Genomic DNA, 18,760 nt, shown 5'->3' on the forward strand with positions numbered 1-18,760 from the left:
ATGGCACGAATCTGCCGTCTACCGGTGATTTCATCCCCACGTGTAATCAAAGTTTGTCTGCCTCGGGACAGGGGTCGACGATTGCGCCGTCACAGTCCAGCGCGAGCAGTTCTCTGGCGGTCACTGTCGGACGGTATCCGTCGTTCTCAGGGACGACGAGGTGGCAATCGGTGAATGCTGTGAGACACTCGGCCACAAGAGACTCATCGAGACCAAGACTACGGGCTGCCTCGGCCGGCGTCACTAGTCGCTCCTCTCGGTCGTACTGTGCGACCACGTACTCGAGGAGTTTTTGTCTGTGTCCCATCGTTGGATCTACACGATACCAGCACCGATCACACCACCCAGGACAGCACCATAAACTAGGTGAAACAACAGGAACTGTGCTACCTGTGGCGGTTCAGGATCCATCGCCAACACGATTTTCATCCAGAATACGGCCGCGAAGGCGAACAGGACGAACCCATACGCAAGACCAACGCCGACTGCAGTCACGAGCGTCACCGTCTCGAATCCAACCAACGGAAGCACCACTGCCAGTGCAACGCCGGCACCCAGTCCGTACAGGAAGTGAAGGACCATCCCCTGCATCATGTAATCAGTCGGCGCACCATCTCCGACGTACTTCGACCAGAACGCTGCCGTCGGTGGCGGCGAGTCGTCTCCGAGTGCCATCATCAGCATCGTCATCACGAGTGTTGCGAGCAATCCGCCCGCAACACCGCCGAGTACTGTTATTTCTACCATAGCAACACCTTGGTCAGTCTCGCACATAACTGGATATTGAGGTGAGCGTTACCAGCTTACGCCATCGAAACCCGGCAGTGGGTGAGACAAGCGTAACCCGGTAACGTTCGCGTTCGTGGTAAATTATACGTATCTCTCAGAAATGTTCAACAATGCTCTCGACAGGAAGCGCTGCGCCGAATTTCACACTGCCTGGAACCAGCCCTGACAGCGACCAGCCAACCGAGTACACACTCTCCGCAGCACTTGAGACTGGTCCGGTCGTCCTGAATTTCTACCTGTTCGACTTCCACCCGGCCTGTACCGAACACATGTGTGATCTCCACGAGCTTGCTTGGTTCGATCTCAATGACGATGTGACGGTCTTCGGTATCTCTACGGACCGCACGTTCAGCCACCAGGCGTTCGCCGAGTCCGAAGAGCTCGATATTCGACTCCTCTCGGATAGCGACGGCACGGTGGCCGAGGCGTACGACGCACTCTACGATGAGTTCAAAGGACACAAGCGAATCGCAAAACGGTCTGTCTACGTCGTCGACACCGCCGGGAATATCGCGTACGCCTGGCAGACCGAGAGTCCACAGGAACAGCCTGATTGGAGCGAGGTGAGAGACGCGCTGGACAGTCTCGTCGGAACAGCCTGATTTGGTCAGTCACGTTGAGTCAGTTCCACCCAGTACTCCCCGAACGGGTTTTCGTAGGGGATGTCGAGTCGGTCGTACACCGTCGCTGGTATCGCGATGTCGGCCAGCCACAGGTCCCAGTCGCCGTCTGCCAGTCCCGTCTTTGGGAGTGCGAGCGTCAGCACGCGGTCGGATGTGACGGCGACGCCGGGTTCTGCGCCTGTGGTCGCGTTCCGGCCGGTCGGCACATCGAGCGACATGATGAGGTCAGCCTCGGCCGTTTCGGTCACGAGTTCGGCGGCGAAACCGCCCAGCGCACCACTGAGTCCGTAGCCGACGAGGGCGTCGACGACCAGGCCTGGCTGTGTGGGGACCGCATCGGGACCGGTGCCCACGGGTACGTCCATCGCCGTCAGTATCTCATATTGTTGTGCTGCGGCTCCCGATAACTTGGCTGGGGTGCGGTCAAGCACTACTGAGACTGGAACGTCTCGGTTGGCAAGATGCCGGGCACAGGACAGTCCACCGCCACCGTTACCGCCGTCGCCAGCGAGGACAACAACCTGGTTTCCTTGCTGCATCTCGCGGGCGTGAGCGGCCAGGTTCCGGCCTGCGTTCTCCATCATCTGTCGAAGTGTCAGTCCAACGTCCTCGACAGCAACTCGGTCGACTGCCCGCATCTCCTCGGCAGTGACGGCGGTCACTTGCTGGCCGCCAGCAGTCTCGAACAGTGTTTCGTTCACACTGATCGTGCCCACTCGACAGCCTCAGTTCGATTTTCAGTCGTCATCGTTTCCAGCCCACCAGTATCGACTTTCCCGCGAAGCGAGATTGCCTTGATCCCGTCGGCGACGACGTCCCACCGCTCGATACCTGCTTGTTCGGCCCGATGAGCCGATTTCTCCCATACATCGAAGACATCGGCGTTGAATTTATCGTCGAGTTTCACGACTGTTACCATGCCGTCGATGTCGTGATCTATAAGCAGTTTTTCGAACGTGTCGTACGCTTCGCCAGAGAAGACTGATAGTTCCATCCCCGGGAGAAACTCCCAGACCATGACACCGTCGTCTAGTTCGACGGTCCAGCCATCGCCGCTGTACGATTCGCTCATAGTACAGTCGACTGGATGTGTGAATAAGTAGGTGACTGACGTGACACTCACTTGGTTACGTAGGTGTGAGATGGGCTTTTATTGAGTGCTCGCCCATCCGTACCCATATGGCCCGACCCGACTTGCTCGACATCGACGAGATACCGGTGGAGTACCACTACCTGTTCACTGACGAAACTATCCACGAACTGTTCGGATGAGACCAACGACCACAATTGCTGGTGGAACGCTCGTCGTCGGGAGCCTGTTACTGGCGCTGGCCACCGACCCCGTGGTCGCTGCTGAGGCGGGCAGTGATGCCCCGCCGACTGCCTTCACGATGGACCGCTTCATCGCCCACTGGTGGGTCTTCCCGGCCGCTATTCTCTTTTCGACCATTGCACTGGCGTCGGGAGTCTCCGGTGCACTCTTTTTCAGTCCATTCTTCATGCTCGGTGTTGGCCTTGCGCCCGCCCAGGCCATCGGTGCTGGTCTCTTGACCGAGGTGTTCGGGATGGGCAACGGGCTTCGGTCCTACGTCAAGCAGGGTGTCGTCGACTATCGAACGGCGAAGTGGCTGTTAGCTGGTGCAGTCCCAGCCGTCGTCGTCGGTGCGTTCGCCGCCCACTACGTCGACCCAACACTCCTGAAACTCCTCTTTGGTGCTGGCCTGATACTCCTCGGAACCTTCCTCGTCTACTACGACCCGGCTGAGGAGTGTGAACCCGGCGAATCCGAAGGTGAGTACCTCAAAGGGAAAAACGAGGGACGCGGCACGACAACCATCGAAGCCGCCGACGGCGAGACCTTTACCTACGAAACCTGCTGGCGGCCACCAGGCATTGGCCTCTCGACTGTAGGCGGCTTCATTACCGGCCTCATCAGTGCTGGCCTGCCCGAGATCGTCACCACACAACTCATCGTTCGGTGTCGCCTGCCACCGCGAGTGGCCGTCGCTACCAGCGTCTTCACGCTCGCTATCGCCGCCGGTGCGGGCGCGCTCGTCCACGCGCTGACCGCCTCGCCGGTCTGGTACGTCGTCGCGTGGTCGATACCTGGTGTCCTCGTCGGCGGCACCATCGGTACCCGTGTCGGCAAGTACGTCCCAAGCGACCTGATGGAAGTCGGTCTAGGCATCGTCTTCGCGCTCGTCGGCGCACTCGTTCTCGGCGTCGAGTTGCTGGCCTGAGCGTGAGGTTACCAGCTTACTTCGACGTGAGATACGCCTTTTATCTGATGGTATCTCTCAATGGGTGTGACTGACGATTTCGACCTTACAGCGCCAGAACTGACTCGTGACGACCTCCTCGTACTGGAGGATCCCTACTTCCACACCGATACCGTCGCACTCGTAACAGGGGCTGCCTCGGGTATCGGCCGCGCGACTGCCGTCGCCCTCGCCGCGAACGGCCTCACTGTGGTCGGGGCCGACATCGACGAGGACGGTCTCGCCGAGACGACAGCTATCGCTGAGGACTTCGACGCTCCAGGGACTGTTCACGGCGTCGAGACAGACCTCACCGACGACGAGGATGTGGATGCTGTCGTGGAAGCCGCGGCTGACGAAGGAGACCTGCGTTTCGTCGCCAACATTGCCGGGATGCAACACATCGATCCCGTCGCCGAGTTTCCGATGGACAAATACGACCTCCTGACTGACATCATGCTCCGTGCGCCCTTCTACACCGCACAGAAGGCCATCCCACACATTGAAGCCACGGACGACGGCGTCGGTGCAATCGCCAACATGTCTTCGGTACACGGCCACTACGCGACACAGGCCAAGCCCGCCTACATCACCGCAAAACACGGTATCACCGGCCTCACTCGTGCAATCGCCGCTGAGGGAGAGGGAACCCTGCGTGGCTTTTCGGTCTCTGTGGGCTACGTGCTGACGCCGCTGATGGTCGGCCAGATTCAGGAGACCGCCGAAGAACGCGGTATCTCCGAGCAGGAAGTCGTCGAGGACGTAATGCTTGGGCAGGCCCGCACGAAAGAGATGATGACGCCCGCAGAGGTTGCCAATCTGTTCGTCTTTGGGTTTTCCGGACATGGCAGTCACCTCAACGGCGCTGACTTGCTCTGGGACGGCGGCTACACCACCACCTACGAATGAGTGAGCAAACCAACGTCGCCATCGCCTGTCAGGGGGGCGGGAGTCACACCGCCTTCACTGCGGGCGTCTTGGAGACAATGTTACTGGAGTGTGACTGGGAGGACGAGTACGAACTGGTGGGTATCAGCGGTGCCTCCGGTGGCGCGTTCAACGCGCTCGCCGCGTGGTACGGACTGGTTACGGACGGTCCGGAAGTCGCCGCCGATCTCCTGAACGACGTGTGGATGGATCTTTCGGCCTCCGACACCAGTGACCGGATGCTGAATTCCTGGCTACAATCAATCAACCGACTGGAGTCAAGTGGAATGCCGTTACCACAGTTTAGCCCCTATCAGATGCCCGGCAAAGAGATTGGGAAGGAACGCATCCGAAGCGTGCTGGAGTTACACATCAACTTCGATGAGGTCCCTGAGTATTGCCGCGCGTCGGCCCCAGAACTGGTCGTCGGCACCGTCAACATCAACGCTGGCGTCTTCGAGACGTTCACCAACGAGGACGTGACTGTCGACGCCGTCCTCGCGTCCGCGGCCGTTCCCAATATCTTCGAGGCCGTCGAAATCAACGGCCATCTCCACTGGGACGGCCTGTTCTCACAGAATCCACCGGTGGGCGACTTGATGCACCAACCGACCGACCGCAAGCCCGACGAACTCTGGATCATTCAGATCAACCCTCAGGAACTAGACGGCGAACCGACGAGCGTCGACGAAATCGCTGACCGGCGCAACGAACTCTCGGGGAACATTTCGCTGAATCAGGAACTAGGATTCATCGAACAAATCAACGACTGGGTTGCCGATGGGACATTGCCCGCGGATAAGTTTACACAGACCGACATCCACCGTATCGAGATGGGCAAACGCTTCCACTGCTCAACGAAACTCGACCGCGACCCCGAGTTCATCGAGGAACTGATGGACCTCGGTCGGGACCGCGGCGAAACATTCCTTACAAGAGTCGGAGAGTGATCGGTGGCGGGCAAATCATGGCAAAACAGCCCGACAGCTAGGTTACTGTGGCGGCGTGTCGGACTGACCTGGCAGGCCCCGGCCCTGGTAGAAGTCGCCGCTCCACTGGCTGATCCAGATTTCCTGGTTCGCGAGATAGAGTGCCGCCTCCGTGTCGAACGTGTCGTCGGTGACAGTCCACTCGCCGGCTCCAGTATCGTACTCAACCTCTGCGTTGTACACCGCTGCCTGGCCGTGCTCGCCACCGGCCATTGGCGGCAGTGGCAGTGTGTGCTCGGCAGCCTCGTCACGTGACGGCGGCCGCTCGGCCCGCTGGAGACGGCCGCGGTTCATCGTCTGGTTGAAGTACTGGGCGTATTTTTCTTTGACGTCCATACCGAGGACGTTCTCTGCGGCGTTGATGCCTCCAGTGATGTCGCCGGCGTCTCGTGCGGAAATGGTGTATACGTCGTCGTCGACCCCGGATCTGAACGTTCCCGCGTCGCCGTCCCAGAGATCGTCGAGCAGATAGCCAAGCACTGTCTCGGCGGTACCGGTGTGGTCGACGCCGTCCATTTCTGAGGCCCACAACAGCCCCTGACCGACGATCCCTTGGGTCGCAGCCTGGTTTGCTGCGCCGTTTTCGACTCGTCCGGAACTGGTCAGACTCTGCTCGATGGCAGCTGCGAGCTGGTTCGCGTAGTCGGCGGCGGCCTGTCGCTGTTGTTCCCCACCAGCCTGTGGCCCGTAGTAGCCGATGGCTGCGAGCAGTAGTCCCACAGAGCGCGTCGATTCCATCTCGATGACCTCCGCGGGATCGAACAGATCCATCGTCGTCGTTGCGACACCGTCGGTGATACCCTGGATGCCCACCGGCGGGTCGAAGACTCCATCCCCGCCGGCTTCGACAGGGATGAGCGGTCGAGGGTTGACATAGCCAAACCAGCCGTTCTGTGCCAGACTGGTTATATCCGAGAGGAACCACACCATCGCAGCGTGGTGGTGGGGCCGTCTGGTTTTGTCTTCGATTTCCCCCGCTGCGGGGCGGTACTCCGAGAGGAACTCGAAGGAATCGCCATGCGTGAGCGCACCGTTACCCCGCGACCCGCCGACGAGTATGCTGGCGTTGATGCCGACCTGCGCGAGCGTGGTCAACAGTTGTGCCCGGAACTTCGCGGCAAGTCCTGGGGGCAGAACATCGAAGTGTGCCTGGAAATTTTTTGCCCAAGTGATACCCTTGAGGTGAGTCCAAGCCAGCGACGATGGGCTCACGACACCCGAGGATTTGGATTTGTCCCAGGCGAGTGTCTCGCCGTTTGGCCGCCCGGTGTCGTCCTCGAAGACTGGCTGCTGTGTGAAGTGTGGGTCGCCGCTCGTGAACGCAGCGAACGAGAGGTTCGGATTGTTGATCGGTGGTCTGTCGGTGTCGGCGGCTTCAAGCATCGCCGGCATCCGGTTTTGTTGCAACTGCTCCATCTGGTCGTTGAGTGGGAACGGCACCCCGTTGCCCGACATTGCGATGTTCGTGCTCATGTTGTACAGCGAGTACCAGTACGAATCCCAGGTGGCGTCGCTCCAGCTGTACTGCTGGGTCTCACCGCTGCTCTCGGACGTATCGACGCCAGCTATGGAGAGCAACTCGCCGAGATTGGTAGCTGCCGTGCTCGCTTCGACACCGTCCGGCGCGGTGGTTCCGGGTCCGCCGCCCGGCTCGCCGACGATGACCAGGCCGACCATTCCCAGCCCTTCGTGTGGGCGGCAGTAGTAGTTGTACACCCCTTCTGTCTCGAAGGTGTGGCTGAACGTCTCACCCCCAGAGAGAGTCCCGGAGTCGAATGGCTCGGCGCTTTCTGGAATCCGCTGCTGTTTCTCGTTTTCTGGGTGGTACGCCGTCACCGAGTGTGCGCCGTTCGTGATCGACCAGGTGATCTCTCCACCGGGTTCGAGCCAGACCACCGCTGGCGTGTTGACGTACTGACCCGCACCCTGGTCGGCCTCCAGTGTGATAGCGTCGACTTCGGCCGAGCTCTGGAGACTGTCCGGACCACCGAGTTGGTCACGGCCTGGGACGGCCTCTCCCCCTTCATCCTCGTCGCCGTTTTCTGACCCATTCTCGCCCCCATTTTCACTCCCGTTTTCGCCCCCATTTCCGTCACCGCTCTCCGCGCCGTTTTCGCCCCCATTTCCGTCGTCATTTTCCGCCCCATTCTCGTCACCGTTCTCTCCCGAGGAGTCCGAGCCAGAACATCCTGCGAGTGCGGCTAGCGCTGCTGCGCTACCCAGTGTAAGTACCTTTCTTCGTTCGTAATCCATGGCGTCTGGACCGACGAGTGTATTTCAAATATCTGTTCCTCTGAGATGTAATCGGAACACACGACACCCAAACTATTATATATGATTTCCGAGTGTTCTTGCAGAGGTGACGCACGACCGCCAACCCACTTGAACAGTAGGACTGGCTTACTCCTGAACACCGAGTCTGGTCTGAATGTGTTCTGCAAGTCGGTCCATCGCTCGGTCCGTGGTTTCGACATCGTCGGTCAGACTGAGAAAGCCGTGTGCGAGACTCGGGAAGTAAGGACAGATGATGCCGATTACAGATTTCTTGTCGGTACGCAGGTACTCAACGAGTTTGAATCGCTGTCAACACCGCAACGAGATTATGCCAAAACATACATCACAGGTCTTGTTGCCAGTCGTCGGAAGAAGTCTACGATGAATCTCCGCAAACCGCCACATGTGGAGTAACATGTATTGCCAGGGAGCGAGTACGTCTACACATGGCAACTGACGAAGGTTCTGAGGAAACGAAAGTGAGCGACAGAGGGATGGTTACGATTCCGGCGGACCTTCGCCGTCGTCTCGACATTGAGCCCGGCGACAAACTCCGCTGGACAACCGGCACAGACGGAGAGCTTTCTGTGGAGATTATCCACCAGCGTGAAGGCGTTTTCGACGATTTCGAGCCAGTGGATGTCGGTGAAACAAACGCTGTCGAAGCCGAACGCGAGTTTGGAGCGGAGGAATGACAGTCGCGATTCTGGACACCAACGTACTCTTCGCTAGCGCCAGTGCCCGCGACGAGTACCATGACCCCGCTCGAGAGATTATCCGGGGTGTCGATCATGGTGAGCTTCCGAAGGCCATCATCACGAACTATGTAATTGCGGAGACACTGAACCTGACCCGTGAAAAGCTCGGTGCAGATGCAGCGAACCAACTGCTGGATCGACTCATTGAGGGAGCCCACTTTGAGGTCGTCCACGCGGCGAAGTCAGATTTCAACGCGGCACAACCGCTGTTCCGCAGGTACGGAGAACTCTCCTTTGTTGACTCGACTATTACAGCGTATATGGATAGGGAGGATATCGACTATCTGTACTCCTTTGATAGCGATTTTGACGCCATTGAGAATATTACGCGCCTGAAGACCGCGGATCACCCCTCTCATTGAGGAATGCAATCCTGAAGCCCCGGATTAGCGGATGTGATGGGCATCATCTGTCCTTAAAACGCCCTACGTCACCTTCCTACATCAATGTGCAAAGCTGAGTAGAGGTGACAAAAGCACCTTGAACGTCGACCCTTACAGGTAGGATTTGCCGTCGGGTAGTTCACAGCGGTCGCCGTGGCAGTTGGTCGCTTTTTCTACCGCTTTGAGGTCGGGTTCCTCGTCGGGAGCTTCGCTTTGCCAGGCGTACTGAATGTTCTGGCTGGGGTCAACGACGAACAGCGATGATCGCGGAACGTTCCGATGCCCTTCGATTTCTTCGACGAGGACGCCGTATGCTTCTGCGATCTGGCCGTCGCTATCCGAGAGCAGTGGAAAATCGATCCGATGTTGCTCGGCGAACTCCTCGTGGCTGTAGACACTGTCGGGTGAGATGCCCAGAACGACTGTATTTTCGGTTAGCGAAAGCTTCTCGGCATCTCTGAGAAGACAGAGCTGAGACGTACAGCTGGGGTGGAAATCGAAGGGATAGAACAGGAGCACAACTGCCCAGCTGTGTTCGGTGTACTCTCCGAGCGTGTGATTGTCGATACGTCCCCCAGTAACGCCCGGCACGTCGAACTCCGGTGCCTGTTGGCCGACCTGTAGCATACAAAAAATGACGAGAACAGCCCCAATGAAAGTAGGTCGATTGTGTAACTATCACACATTTACGACCAATAGGCTACTCGGACAAAACGCTGGCAGCAATTCGGGTGACGAAGGCGACTGTTGCTAAACCACCAGTTCGACACTGAGAACAAGCAACCCGACGAGACTGGAGACGACAACAAGGTTACCTCCAGGTCATCAACGCTTAGGTGGCTTGGGATGGAGTAGAGCGTATGAGCCAGCCATTCGTCGTGGTCGGCGGTGATGCTGCCGGTCTGAGCGCGGCCAGCAAGTGCAAACGCGAGGACCCCGAGAGGGAAGTCATCGTCTACGAAAAAAGCGAGTGGATTTCGTACGCGCACTGCGGGATGCCCTACTACGTCAAAGGCGAGGTCGACTCGCTCGGAGACCTTCTTTCACTGTCCCCCAGAGAGGTCGACGAACGGGGTATCGACCTCCATCGCAACCACGAGGTACTCTCGGTCGACCCCGAAGAGCAACACGTCAGGGTCCACGGGCCAGATGGCGAATTCGAACAGTCCTACGGAGACCTCCTCATTGCAACGGGCGCGCGAGCGCTTGTGGCTCCAATCGAGGGAACCGACCTTGCAGATGTCTTCACAATGCATCATATGCACTCGACAGCACAGCTCCGTGCGTTCCTGACACCACCAGACGAGGCCGACGAGAGTGCGTTCGAGACTGACTACGTCGACGTGGACGTGACGGAGTATCTCGACCGTGAACCCCCCACAACAGCAGCAATTGTTGGCGGTGGCTACGTGGGAGTCGAGATGGCCGAAGCGTTCCGCAGCAGGGGTCTCGAAACGCATCTCTACCAGCGTTCCGACCGACCCGTGCCACCCTTCGGCGACGCTGTTGGCCAGAGAGTGAGTGAGACACTCGAAGAGGCTGGCGTCGAGTGTCACTTCGGAACGGCTGTCAATTCCCTCGAAGGTAACGGACGTGTCGACCGGGTTGAGACAGATGACGGGAGCCAAGCTGTCGACCTCGTCCTCGTGGGTATCGGGATACGGCCGAACACACAACTGGTCGAAGATACTGGCATCGAGTTCGGTGACTCCGGGGCTATACGTATCGACGAGTACGGGCGAACGACAGTCGAAAGCGTCTATGCAGCGGGCGACTGCGCAGAGAAGACCCACACCGTCACGGGCGACCCCGCCTGGGTCCCGCTGGGGCTGACCGCGAACCGAGCCGGGCGGGCCATCGGCCAGACGGTTGCGGGCGATCCCGAGCCAGTCGGTGAAATCGCGGGGACAGCCGTCCTGAAAGCCTTCGAGTTGGAGTGTGGGCGAACCGGGATCACCGATTTCGATGCCGCACGCGAGGCAGGTTTCGACCCAGTAGCCGAGACCATCACTGCAGGGTCACGCTCGGGCTACTATCCGGGCAACGCCGAGACGACTGTCACACTTGTTGCCGACCGCGAGACCGGACAGTTGCTGGGTGGTACCATCGCCGGGGAGGACCGCGCAGCCATTCGCATCAATACGCTGGCGACTGCCCTGGAAAGCGATATGACTGTCTCCGAGGTCGAACGGCTCGACCTGGCATATGCACCGCCGTTTAGTCCAGTCTGGGACCCGCTGCTGGTCGCAGCGAAAGTTCTCCGTGGGACACTCAGTGACTGGCGGTCAAACTAACCCAAACGTTAGTAACTGCTTTTGTGCGGGTACGTGGTAATCGAAGTATGGGAGAAGACATCCCCTCCTACGAGGTTGCAGTCATCGGCGGCGGGCCAGCCGGACAGATGGCAGCGATGTACAGCACACGCCTCGGTCACAAGACCGCACTGCTGGACCGTGGCGGCGGTCGGGCAGCGATGATGCAAGAAGTCCACAACATGATCGGCATCCGTGAAGAGACAAGCGGAAACGAACTACTTGCAACTGGCAAGGATCAATTACAGGAGTACGGCTGTGACATCCAACGGGATATGATTAATTCATGTCATAGCGTCGAGGACGAACAGATACGACTCTGTGGCAACAGTGGCGACTACGACGCAGAGTATGTCGTGCTCGCGACCGGTTTCAACGACGTCCGCCCGGACCCACCTCTGCCACGCACTGGGCGAGGCTTGCATTACTGTCTGCACTGTGATGCACATATGTTCGTCGACCAATCGGTGTACGTGATGGGGTCAGGTGAGAGTGCAGCTCACGTTGCACTTATCCTGTTGAATTTCACCGACGATGTGGACCTGTTGACGAGAGGTGCCGACCCAGAATGGAGTGACGAGACTGACGAACAACTCTCGAACCATCCGATCGAACTCGTCCACGAGGAGGTAACTGGCGTCCAGAACGGTGAGGACGGCTGGCTGAAAGCTCTCGAGTTCGAAGACGGGACTGTGAGAGAGTACAAAGGCGGGTTTGCAATGTATGGTGCTGAATACAACAATGGCCTGGCACGTGAGCTTGGCTGTGAAATAAACGACGACGGCACAGTGGCAGTCGATGACCACGGGCAGACCTCCGTCGACAATATCTATGCAGTCGGTGACGTGACGCCGGGCCACAATCAGGTACCAATCGCCTACGGCGATGGGGCCAAAGCCGGTATCTCGATCCACTTCGAGTTGCGTGATTTCCCGCGGGACCCTGACAAGGTGGATGAGGCAGGGCCAGTCCGATGCGAGGAAGTGCCGGGGATTCCGGACGAACTACTCGAACAGGCCGTCGATTTCCACACCTACGATTAGCCAGCACAATATCTACTCGGACGTGGTCCAGTGAAGCGGAAGATTTTCCACACGGACCAATCAGATTTTCTCGCTTCATTCCCCCCTCGTTTTAACGGTTCGTTTCAGTGCTGTATTTCGATTCACCAGAGCCGAAAAACGGAGTTTGAAAGGAGATGGACTTACGTCCCCGTAAGATGCGTTTTTGTCTGCGGACACGAAAAGGAATCCAACGCACGCCACAGTTTTCGATTCCTATTGAAAGCCCATCCGAGATACCAAAAATATCGAGTTCTCACACTGCTAGCCACAGCCGAACTATTGGCGATGTTCAGAGAAGAATTGAAGCATGAGGCGCGGCAGGATTTCAGTGTACCATGCCAAAATCCACCGCACCTCAGTGGCTTTTTAGACGAGACCAACTTACATTTTATTGAACGAGAAGTAACACCGCGACTGCTGATGAAATTCAATATTTAGTTACTTTTTGTAGGACTGTCTCTTACGGATACTGTCTCATTTCTAGAGCCGGTGTCAAACGTGCGTGTTCAACTGTCCACAACTGCTGGGTTCACAAATCCGATCTACAGCCAGATTCTGGTCGGTTACAAGATCACGTTACGGTCGATGGGACCGTGATCCAACACAATGAATCCAACAAGAGACATCCGATCGGCCGGCCGAGAAAACATCAAACGCTGTCAGATGAATTCGGAGTTCTGTGGCCCGTTCGTGATATGAACCTCGAACGGCTGGGTGCTGACATCATCTTGTTCGACGAGATGCCAGTAGGTCTCGGCCATCTCGTCGGGGTTGAGGAACGTCTCGCCGTCCCGGTCAGTAAATCGATCCCGGACGCCCGGCGTGTCGATCTGCCCGTCGATGACGACATGGGCGACGTGAATCCCCTCGGGGCCGTACTCTTGGGCGATATCCATTGCCATCCCACGGGCAGCGAACTTCGCAGCTGTGAATCCAATGGCACCGCCGAGGCTCCGCACTGAAGAGGTAGCACCGGTAAAGATGACTGTCCCACCGCCCGTCTCAAGCATGTCACCGACAGCTTCTTGCGAGCAAACGAACGCGCCTCGTCCGTTGACAGCCCACGCTTGTTCGAACTCTTCGACACTCACGTCCATAATGCCCTTCCAAGAGGCGGCGCTCGCGTGATTCACAAGGACATCGACCGAGCCAAACGCTTCTCGGACCGCCTTGAACCCTTCCTGTATCTGCTCGACGTCTGTGAGATCGGTCTGGACGGCGAGGCCTTCACCGGGATCCGGCAGTTCCTCGGCAAGTTCCTCGATATAGTCCTCCGACCGAGCGAAGAGTGCGACCTGACAGCCCTCTGCTGCGAATTTTCGGGCAAGCGATGCACCGAGTCCCGGACCGACACCTGCGATGACTGCTGTCCGCGTCATGGTCCAGTCTACGAATCGAACCGGCAAAGACGTGGCGACAGATCTTGTACTGGTCGGTCGACAGACGGGCAGCGAGTTCACCACTCTCGCCGAGGTCAATGAGCGCGCGATTTGAACCCGACAATATGTAGTCTATACCGAGTGCTGAAATCACTGATCAGAACGTGATCATCTCGTAGTCGTCGTCAACCAGCGAGCGGATGCTCGGGTGGCCGTCGTGGTCGTCAAGAGTCACGACCCCAGCGTCGTCGATAGCCGCGTCGACGCCGAAGGCTCCCGCACAGAAGTCACAGGCAGATGCCTCGTCTCGGACGGACTGATAGAGGTCGTGGTAATCGTGGTCCTCGTCTTCGAGTTCTGGAACCCACTGCGTCCCAGCACCATCGAAGATGAGTTCGACTCCGTCGCCCGCTGTTTGGGCGAACTCCCGTGCTGTTTCGAGGCCGTTGACCAGGCGGCCACTGTCTGCGTGCGATTCCGTTCAGGGATGATGACTCCTGCTTTTGCCATTGCACCCGGACGAAGGAGCTCGATAGGAAAAACTCCGAGCGAACCCCGGCGTAAGGGAGTACCACCGGTGGTACCCAATCAAATCAGTGGTGGTATCGTTGTATTCTTGGTGAATATGGCGCTCGTGGTTCGCCGACACAGCCCCACTCACTCGACCGAATCGTGTTCGGTTCGATGACCCCGAGACGCGACAACGACGAGTCATCACCACCAGAGCCACAGTCGTGATACTGGGGCCAAAAGCACGGGTAGGTCAATCAGTCACGGAACAACTGCGACAGTGAGCAGCGTCCCCAGTTCGCGGTAGCGTTCGACCATCTGCTCGCGCGTCTCAAACTCCGCCGTGGGGAACTCCGATTCAGGCGGAATCTCGGTGTCCCTGTCTGGCACGTAACTCTGTTCTGCGAGCTGGAAGCCAGCATTCTGGAACGCCGAGCGGTACTCTGTTGCACTCCAGAGAAGCATCTCCGGTTCTATGCGGTCGGCCCACTCGTGAGCATAGTGATTCTCTTGATAGTAGTTGACGCCACAGTAAAATGTCCCGCCAGAGCGGAGTACTCGCCGTAGTTCCGCCAGCAACTCCTCTGGGTGGGTCGCAAAGAAAAACGACTCCATCGAGACACAGTGGTCGAACGACTCCGACTCGAAAGGGAGCTGGTGGAAATCTCCCGCAAGGAATCCAACATCCGAGTCGTCAGTGTACGAGCGGGCGTTTGTGACCATCTCCGGAGACGCATCGAGTCCGACTGCTAGACCCGCATCTGCAGCTTGGGAGATGGCACGCGGTGCATACCCACTCCCAGTGCCCAAATCGAGGACTCGATCACCCGGCTCAACCGGCATACGAGCCAACAGTTGCTTTGCAGTTGCCCAGTGTTCGTCTTCCATCTCGCGGTCACGACCATCGTCGGCCCACTCGTCGAAGGCATCGCCCACACTCATACGTAACCACCGTCTGTCGTGTGCATACTGGTTGATACATCACCAAAGACGTAGTTTTTGTCGTTCACTCACGGGCTGTCGAACACGCTCAAACGGCTGACTGAGAGAGACGAGACAGTACTGGTCCAGTACAACGACCGCGCTTCCCAGCACCTCTATCCGAAGTTAGAAGACAGAGGCTATCAGTACGAGACCCTCGAAGACGAGTAACACCCGACTAGTCATTCTACAGTCTGCTCTCTGCTTTCTTTGCAATGGCCGATTGATTACAGGTGTGGAACGTCTCCTGAAATGTAGCGAACCACGGGACAGAACCACCGCGCGTCAGAATTGTTTGCTTTCCGAACGAAAGCACGAACATTGCAGGAGCGACGGCATAAATCGGGAGTAGAGTGCCTCTAAGTCGGAATTTGGAACAGAACCTGCAATATGGGCGCTGCAGGCTTGCGTTCGAGCGTCGAACGAAGTCCCTTGCAAGAAATGAGACAGCTGAATTCGGGCGTTTAAGAACGGGTGTCTGTCCCGGTGTTTGCAGGACAGACAGCTATGAGTCTCGAACCAATCGATCCGGAAACTGCACTCGAACTGTACATGGCTGACAGGGAGAATAACGTCACAGAAGCGACGATTTACTCGCATCGCTCACGACTTGGGCATTTTGTCCGATGGTGTGAGTGTCGCGCAGAAATGCAAAGAACGCAAGACAATAGAAATGTGCCTGCTCTCAACACACACTCACAAGTACAAAAATGGGAGTTGTGGTTCACTTCGGTTTGATGTATTCGTTTGCTTCTTGTTCCTGAGTGCTTACAGCTTGCTCGAACTCACGCATGAAATCGGCGACGGTGTTCCCCATAATCACGACGGGATCACCGATTGCAAGAAGATCGTTCAATACAGTCTCGGCTTCTGCTCCGTTGTCGTGTCGAGTGACCGGTAGCTCAGTATTCTCAGCGAACGCACGCGCGTTAGCCCCACCAACGTGGACGCTATCGATGTGGTCTTGCTCGTAGAGAAGGTCGACGTACTCTGCGAAGGAGGCGGTTCGACCTCGCCGGTCTCGCCGGAGATAGACGAACGGCAGTATCTTTTCGTCTTCAGAAACGAGTGCCTGACGAACCATCTCCGTACTTTCAACGTCGTTCACCTGTGCTGCGTTGAATACGCGACCGTTGGGAAGTCGAGTCCATTCGGGCTGAATTGCCGCTAAAAACGCCTCGAGTTCGCCCTCAGGGAGAACCGATTCATCGAGAAATTCGAGAACCGCGTCAATTGCGTGAGCAGTCTCTGCCCCGATCATGCCCTCGTGTCGGTCGGGTATCTCAACCTGTTCGATAGTCCCGCCCCGTCGTTCGATTTCTTCTCGCATGTAGTCGTGGAGAACAGGATGTTGTTCCCCACTGACGACGTGCGTTCCGGCGGAAATCGACCGGGCAAACGACCTGGCGATATTGGTTCGCGTCTTGCCAAGTGTATCGTTGTGATCCTGGCGGACGTTTGTGAGTACGACTATGTCCGGATTGATAAGTTGCTGATTGATCAGCCGTGTCGTGTATTCAGTGATCCCCTGGTTTTCGAAGATACCGATATCTTCAGCAGCATAGGCATCGAGTTCCGGAGCGAATTCCGCGATCACGCTGATGTTCTCATAGAGCGTCGTCCGAGGGCCTCTGCGTTCGATTGGATGGACCTCGCCGTTGTGGATGAGCGTCGGATGGTTCCCGGTGATCTTCGTCAGCGTATCGTAGCCACGACGATTGAACACGTCGTCGAGGCGACGGGTAGTTGAGGTCTTGCCACGGCTCCCCGCTACGGCGATGCGGGTGTCCAGTCGCCGGAGCGCCTTTCGGTGGCGGAACCCCCGTGTTAACTCCTTAATAATCCCGATTAGACTCGGCTTGCCGACCTTGATAGGCCGTGGGCCAACCCGCCACTCGTATTCGGCACCGACCATGAACATTGGAAGAGCACCGGCAGCCCGCGTGAGAAACTGATCCAGCGCAGTTCTGGCCTCGCTCTCGGTGGGAAATCGGTCTGCGCTGTTTGCGAGGGTTCGTTCGGGTGTCTGTAGTTGCCACACCCAATTGTTTCGGTCTTCCGGAAGATCGCCAGCCGGTGTCGGATCTTCTCTGACAATTGTGCGCGGATCGCTAATTTCCTCGCTCTCGAACGCGTCGTCATCGCCGCCGAGGGAGGCAACCGCTCCTCGGACCCTGTCGACAGCGTGTCGGGCCTCTCGTGACGTATCGTAGTGATGGCCTCCGGTCGCAACCACGCGTTCCTGAACGCGAAGTCGCCACGACCAACCGAACCCTCGCCCGTATATCTCGTACGCGGTCGTGCTCATGAGTCATCCCCCGACAGAACGGACGCAGACAGTACCTCAGTCTCGTCAGGTCGGTCGACGGCGTACCAGCGCCCGATCCACAGGCCGACCAACACGACGAGCACACCTGTCAGTATCACTGGGAGCGTGAGTTCTTGTGGGGCTCCCGTAGGTTCCGGCGCGGTGAACAGTCGCGCGATGAGCAACGCTGGAACGAACACGACTGCTTGGAGAGGTAGTACCAGACGCCGCTCGAATGGTCCTGTCACGTGAGCGTTGTATGCTGTGAAGCCCCCCAGGAAGGAAATGAAAAACGCAGACAACCCCCGTCTGATCGGGAGCGAAAGTGTGAGTGGCACTGCCACGAAAACTGCAAACGCGATAGTGGTTCCAAGGAGGACTCTCCCGTACCGCAGTGTTGCGTAGTTCACTGCCTGGATGAAGCCGAATGAAAGAAACACTAAAACGAAGTACATGGCGATCAACCAGACGTTCGTGAGAGCGTAGACTGCCAACAGGACAGCCGTAATTACGCCCACTCGGACGCCGAATCGTCTTCGGATACGCTCGGATAACAGAAGACCGAGGACGAAGAGACCAGCCACAATCCCCCTCGAAATGACGACTGTTTCTGTCGGATTATCAGCGACTGCATTCTTGAACACCGCAACGTCTGCGGTATCTGCGAACAACACCGGTGGCGTCACTGTTCCGAGTCGGGCAGCGACTCCGGGCGTGACCAGTCCCCAACCGATGGCGAACAGTGCTGTGAACAATCCGATTGTTGCGAGCAAATCGTTCCGACGAAACTCTGGTTTGATGCTATGGTAGTTGTAGGCTGCTATACCGGGGAGGATACTGCCAATAAACACGATGAGGTCTGCATCAAACCCAACCTGAATTAGCCCAAGAAGCGTGACCAACGGAACTGACGTTCCGATGACTAATGCGACGATGAACTGGTCTCGACCGTAGATCAGAGTTCGCTGCCGAAAATACCAGAGGCCGATGTACGCTGCGCTAGTACTGAGGACGAACACCGGCAACATCAGGACGTTCTTGAGCGTGTACACAGCGAGTACGGGAACGGTGATCGTTCCGCCAAGACGGTACCCGGTAAACTGTGTAATCACTGCTACGCCGAGTAGCCCAGCAACGGCTAAAAGCGTCGCAAGCCACATTACATCAGATAAAAGCGCATGGGTTATCAGGATATTGGTGAAAAA

20 protein-coding genes and 3 pseudogenes are annotated in these 18,760 nt (G+C 57.5%); 12 read left to right on the plus strand and 11 right to left on the minus strand.

Annotated elements, in window-relative coordinates:
• Positions 1–46: 46 nt before the first annotated feature.
• Both N5098_RS13565 and N5098_RS13570 read right to left on the minus strand, forming a co-directional pair.
• Positions 47–307, minus strand: coding sequence for a hypothetical protein (locus tag N5098_RS13565; protein ID WP_267638411.1), 261 nt, complete (start codon positions 305–307; stop codon positions 47–49).
• Positions 308–315: 8 nt separating this feature from the next.
• Positions 316–747 (minus strand): hypothetical protein, encoded by a 432-nt coding sequence (locus tag N5098_RS13570; protein WP_267638412.1) that lies wholly within the window; start codon positions 745–747, stop codon positions 316–318.
• 152 nt (positions 748–899) lie between these two features.
• Between N5098_RS13570 and N5098_RS13575 the strand changes: the two genes are divergently transcribed.
• Positions 900–1,391 (plus strand): redoxin domain-containing protein, encoded by a 492-nt coding sequence (locus tag N5098_RS13575; protein WP_267638413.1) that lies wholly within the window; start codon positions 900–902, stop codon positions 1,389–1,391.
• 5 nt (positions 1,392–1,396) lie between these two features.
• Here N5098_RS13575 and N5098_RS13580 read toward each other — a convergent pair whose 3' ends face one another.
• Both N5098_RS13580 and N5098_RS13585 read right to left on the minus strand, forming a co-directional pair.
• Positions 1,397–2,113 carry an NAD(P)H-hydrate epimerase gene (locus N5098_RS13580; protein ID WP_267638414.1) on the minus strand — a complete coding sequence of 239 codons (717 nt, stop codon included), beginning with the start codon at positions 2,111–2,113 and terminating at the stop codon, positions 1,397–1,399.
• A complete protein-coding gene (locus tag N5098_RS13585) occupies positions 2,110–2,484 on the minus strand; it encodes a hypothetical protein (protein WP_267638415.1) in 375 nt (124 codons plus the stop codon). The genes N5098_RS13580 and N5098_RS13585 overlap by 4 nt, the downstream gene beginning before the upstream one ends.
• 196 nt (positions 2,485–2,680) lie before the next feature.
• Here N5098_RS13585 and N5098_RS13590 point away from each other — a divergent pair, with 196 nt between their 5' ends.
• Genes N5098_RS13590 through N5098_RS13600 form a run of 3 tightly spaced genes read left to right on the plus strand, consistent with a single transcriptional unit; the run spans position 2,681 to position 5,547 of the window.
• Positions 2,681–3,652, plus strand: coding sequence for a sulfite exporter TauE/SafE family protein (locus N5098_RS13590; RefSeq protein WP_267638416.1), 972 nt, complete (start codon positions 2,681–2,683; stop codon positions 3,650–3,652).
• A gap of 60 nt (positions 3,653–3,712) precedes the next feature.
• Positions 3,713–4,579, plus strand: coding sequence for an SDR family oxidoreductase (locus tag N5098_RS13595; protein ID WP_267638417.1), 867 nt, complete (start codon positions 3,713–3,715; stop codon positions 4,577–4,579).
• Positions 4,576–5,547 carry a patatin-like phospholipase family protein gene (locus N5098_RS13600; protein ID WP_267638418.1) on the plus strand — a complete coding sequence of 324 codons (972 nt, stop codon included), beginning with the start codon at positions 4,576–4,578 and terminating at the stop codon, positions 5,545–5,547. Before N5098_RS13595 ends, N5098_RS13600 begins: the two co-directional genes overlap by 4 nt.
• 42 nt (positions 5,548–5,589) lie before the next feature.
• On the opposite strand, the gene N5098_RS13605 is transcribed toward N5098_RS13600, so the two are convergent.
• Complete coding sequence (locus N5098_RS13605) at positions 5,590–7,839, minus strand: cupredoxin domain-containing protein (RefSeq protein WP_267638419.1); 2,250 nt, start codon at positions 7,837–7,839, stop codon at positions 5,590–5,592.
• A gap of 271 nt (positions 7,840–8,110) precedes the next feature.
• Between N5098_RS13605 and N5098_RS17710 the strand changes: the two are divergent.
• The 3 genes and pseudogenes from N5098_RS17710 to N5098_RS13615 all read left to right on the plus strand — a co-directional run.
• Positions 8,111–8,232 (plus strand): annotated as a pseudogene (locus N5098_RS17710) (IS701 family transposase); the annotation flags it as partial.
• Positions 8,233–8,306: 74 nt separating this feature from the next.
• On the plus strand, positions 8,307–8,555 hold the full coding sequence (locus tag N5098_RS13610; protein WP_267638420.1) for an AbrB/MazE/SpoVT family DNA-binding domain-containing protein: 249 nt from the start codon (positions 8,307–8,309) through the stop codon (positions 8,553–8,555).
• On the plus strand, positions 8,552–8,980 hold the full coding sequence (locus N5098_RS13615; protein WP_267638421.1) for a type II toxin-antitoxin system VapC family toxin: 429 nt from the start codon (positions 8,552–8,554) through the stop codon (positions 8,978–8,980). The genes N5098_RS13610 and N5098_RS13615 overlap by 4 nt, the downstream gene beginning before the upstream one ends.
• Positions 8,981–9,112: 132 nt before the next feature.
• Here N5098_RS13615 and N5098_RS13620 read toward each other — a convergent pair whose 3' ends face one another.
• Positions 9,113–9,628, minus strand: coding sequence for a redoxin domain-containing protein (locus tag N5098_RS13620; RefSeq protein WP_267638422.1), 516 nt, complete (start codon positions 9,626–9,628; stop codon positions 9,113–9,115).
• A gap of 233 nt (positions 9,629–9,861) precedes the next feature.
• On the opposite strand from N5098_RS13620, the gene N5098_RS13625 reads away from it, so the two are divergent.
• From N5098_RS13625 to N5098_RS13635, 3 genes and pseudogenes are all read left to right on the plus strand, one after another.
• Positions 9,862–11,295, plus strand: a complete 1,434-nt coding sequence (locus tag N5098_RS13625) for an FAD-dependent oxidoreductase (RefSeq protein ID WP_267638423.1) — start codon at positions 9,862–9,864, stop codon at positions 11,293–11,295.
• Between the two features lie 47 nt (positions 11,296–11,342).
• The gene (locus N5098_RS13630; protein ID WP_267638424.1) at positions 11,343–12,356 is read left to right on the plus strand and encodes an NAD(P)/FAD-dependent oxidoreductase; all 1,014 of its coding nucleotides are present in this window, start codon (positions 11,343–11,345) and stop codon (positions 12,354–12,356) included.
• Between the two features lie 321 nt (positions 12,357–12,677).
• Positions 12,678–12,985: pseudogene (locus tag N5098_RS13635) on the plus strand (hypothetical protein); the annotation flags it as partial.
• A gap of 51 nt (positions 12,986–13,036) precedes the next feature.
• Here N5098_RS13635 and N5098_RS13640 read toward each other — a convergent pair.
• The 3 genes from N5098_RS13640 to N5098_RS13650 all read right to left on the minus strand — a co-directional run bounded on the left by N5098_RS13640 (position 13,037) and on the right by N5098_RS13650 (position 15,208).
• Positions 13,037–13,756, minus strand: a complete 720-nt coding sequence (locus N5098_RS13640; RefSeq protein ID WP_267638425.1) for an SDR family NAD(P)-dependent oxidoreductase — start codon at positions 13,754–13,756, stop codon at positions 13,037–13,039.
• A gap of 157 nt (positions 13,757–13,913) precedes the next feature.
• Positions 13,914–14,210: a hypothetical protein gene (locus N5098_RS13645; RefSeq protein WP_382231136.1), complete on the minus strand. Its 297-nt coding sequence runs from the start codon at positions 14,208–14,210 to the stop codon at positions 13,914–13,916.
• 317 nt (positions 14,211–14,527) lie between these two features.
• Positions 14,528–15,208 (minus strand): class I SAM-dependent methyltransferase, encoded by a 681-nt coding sequence (locus N5098_RS13650; RefSeq protein WP_267638427.1) that lies wholly within the window; start codon positions 15,206–15,208, stop codon positions 14,528–14,530.
• Between the two features lie 57 nt (positions 15,209–15,265).
• Here N5098_RS13650 and N5098_RS13655 point away from each other — a divergent pair, with 57 nt between their 5' ends.
• Both N5098_RS13655 and N5098_RS17635 read left to right on the plus strand, forming a co-directional pair.
• The gene (locus N5098_RS13655) at positions 15,266–15,418 is read left to right on the plus strand and encodes a hypothetical protein (RefSeq protein WP_267638516.1); all 153 of its coding nucleotides are present in this window, start codon (positions 15,266–15,268) and stop codon (positions 15,416–15,418) included.
• A 336-nt stretch (positions 15,419–15,754) separates the two neighbouring features.
• Positions 15,755–15,880 (plus strand): annotated as a pseudogene (locus N5098_RS17635) (tyrosine-type recombinase/integrase); the annotation flags it as partial.
• A gap of 91 nt (positions 15,881–15,971) precedes the next feature.
• On the opposite strand, the gene N5098_RS13660 reads toward N5098_RS17635, so the two are convergent.
• Complete coding sequence (locus N5098_RS13660; RefSeq protein ID WP_267638428.1) at positions 15,972–17,555, minus strand: Mur ligase family protein; 1,584 nt, start codon at positions 17,553–17,555, stop codon at positions 15,972–15,974.
• On the minus strand, positions 17,552–18,715 hold the full coding sequence (locus N5098_RS13665) for a poly-gamma-glutamate biosynthesis protein PgsC/CapC (protein WP_267638429.1): 1,164 nt from the start codon (positions 18,713–18,715) through the stop codon (positions 17,552–17,554). The genes N5098_RS13660 and N5098_RS13665 overlap by 4 nt, the downstream gene beginning before the upstream one ends.
• Positions 18,716–18,760 lie beyond the last annotated feature (45 nt).

This window comes from Halovenus rubra (genome assembly GCF_026586665.1).
In the GTDB taxonomy this organism is placed as follows: domain Archaea; phylum Halobacteriota; class Halobacteria; order Halobacteriales; family Haloarculaceae; genus Halovenus; species Halovenus rubra.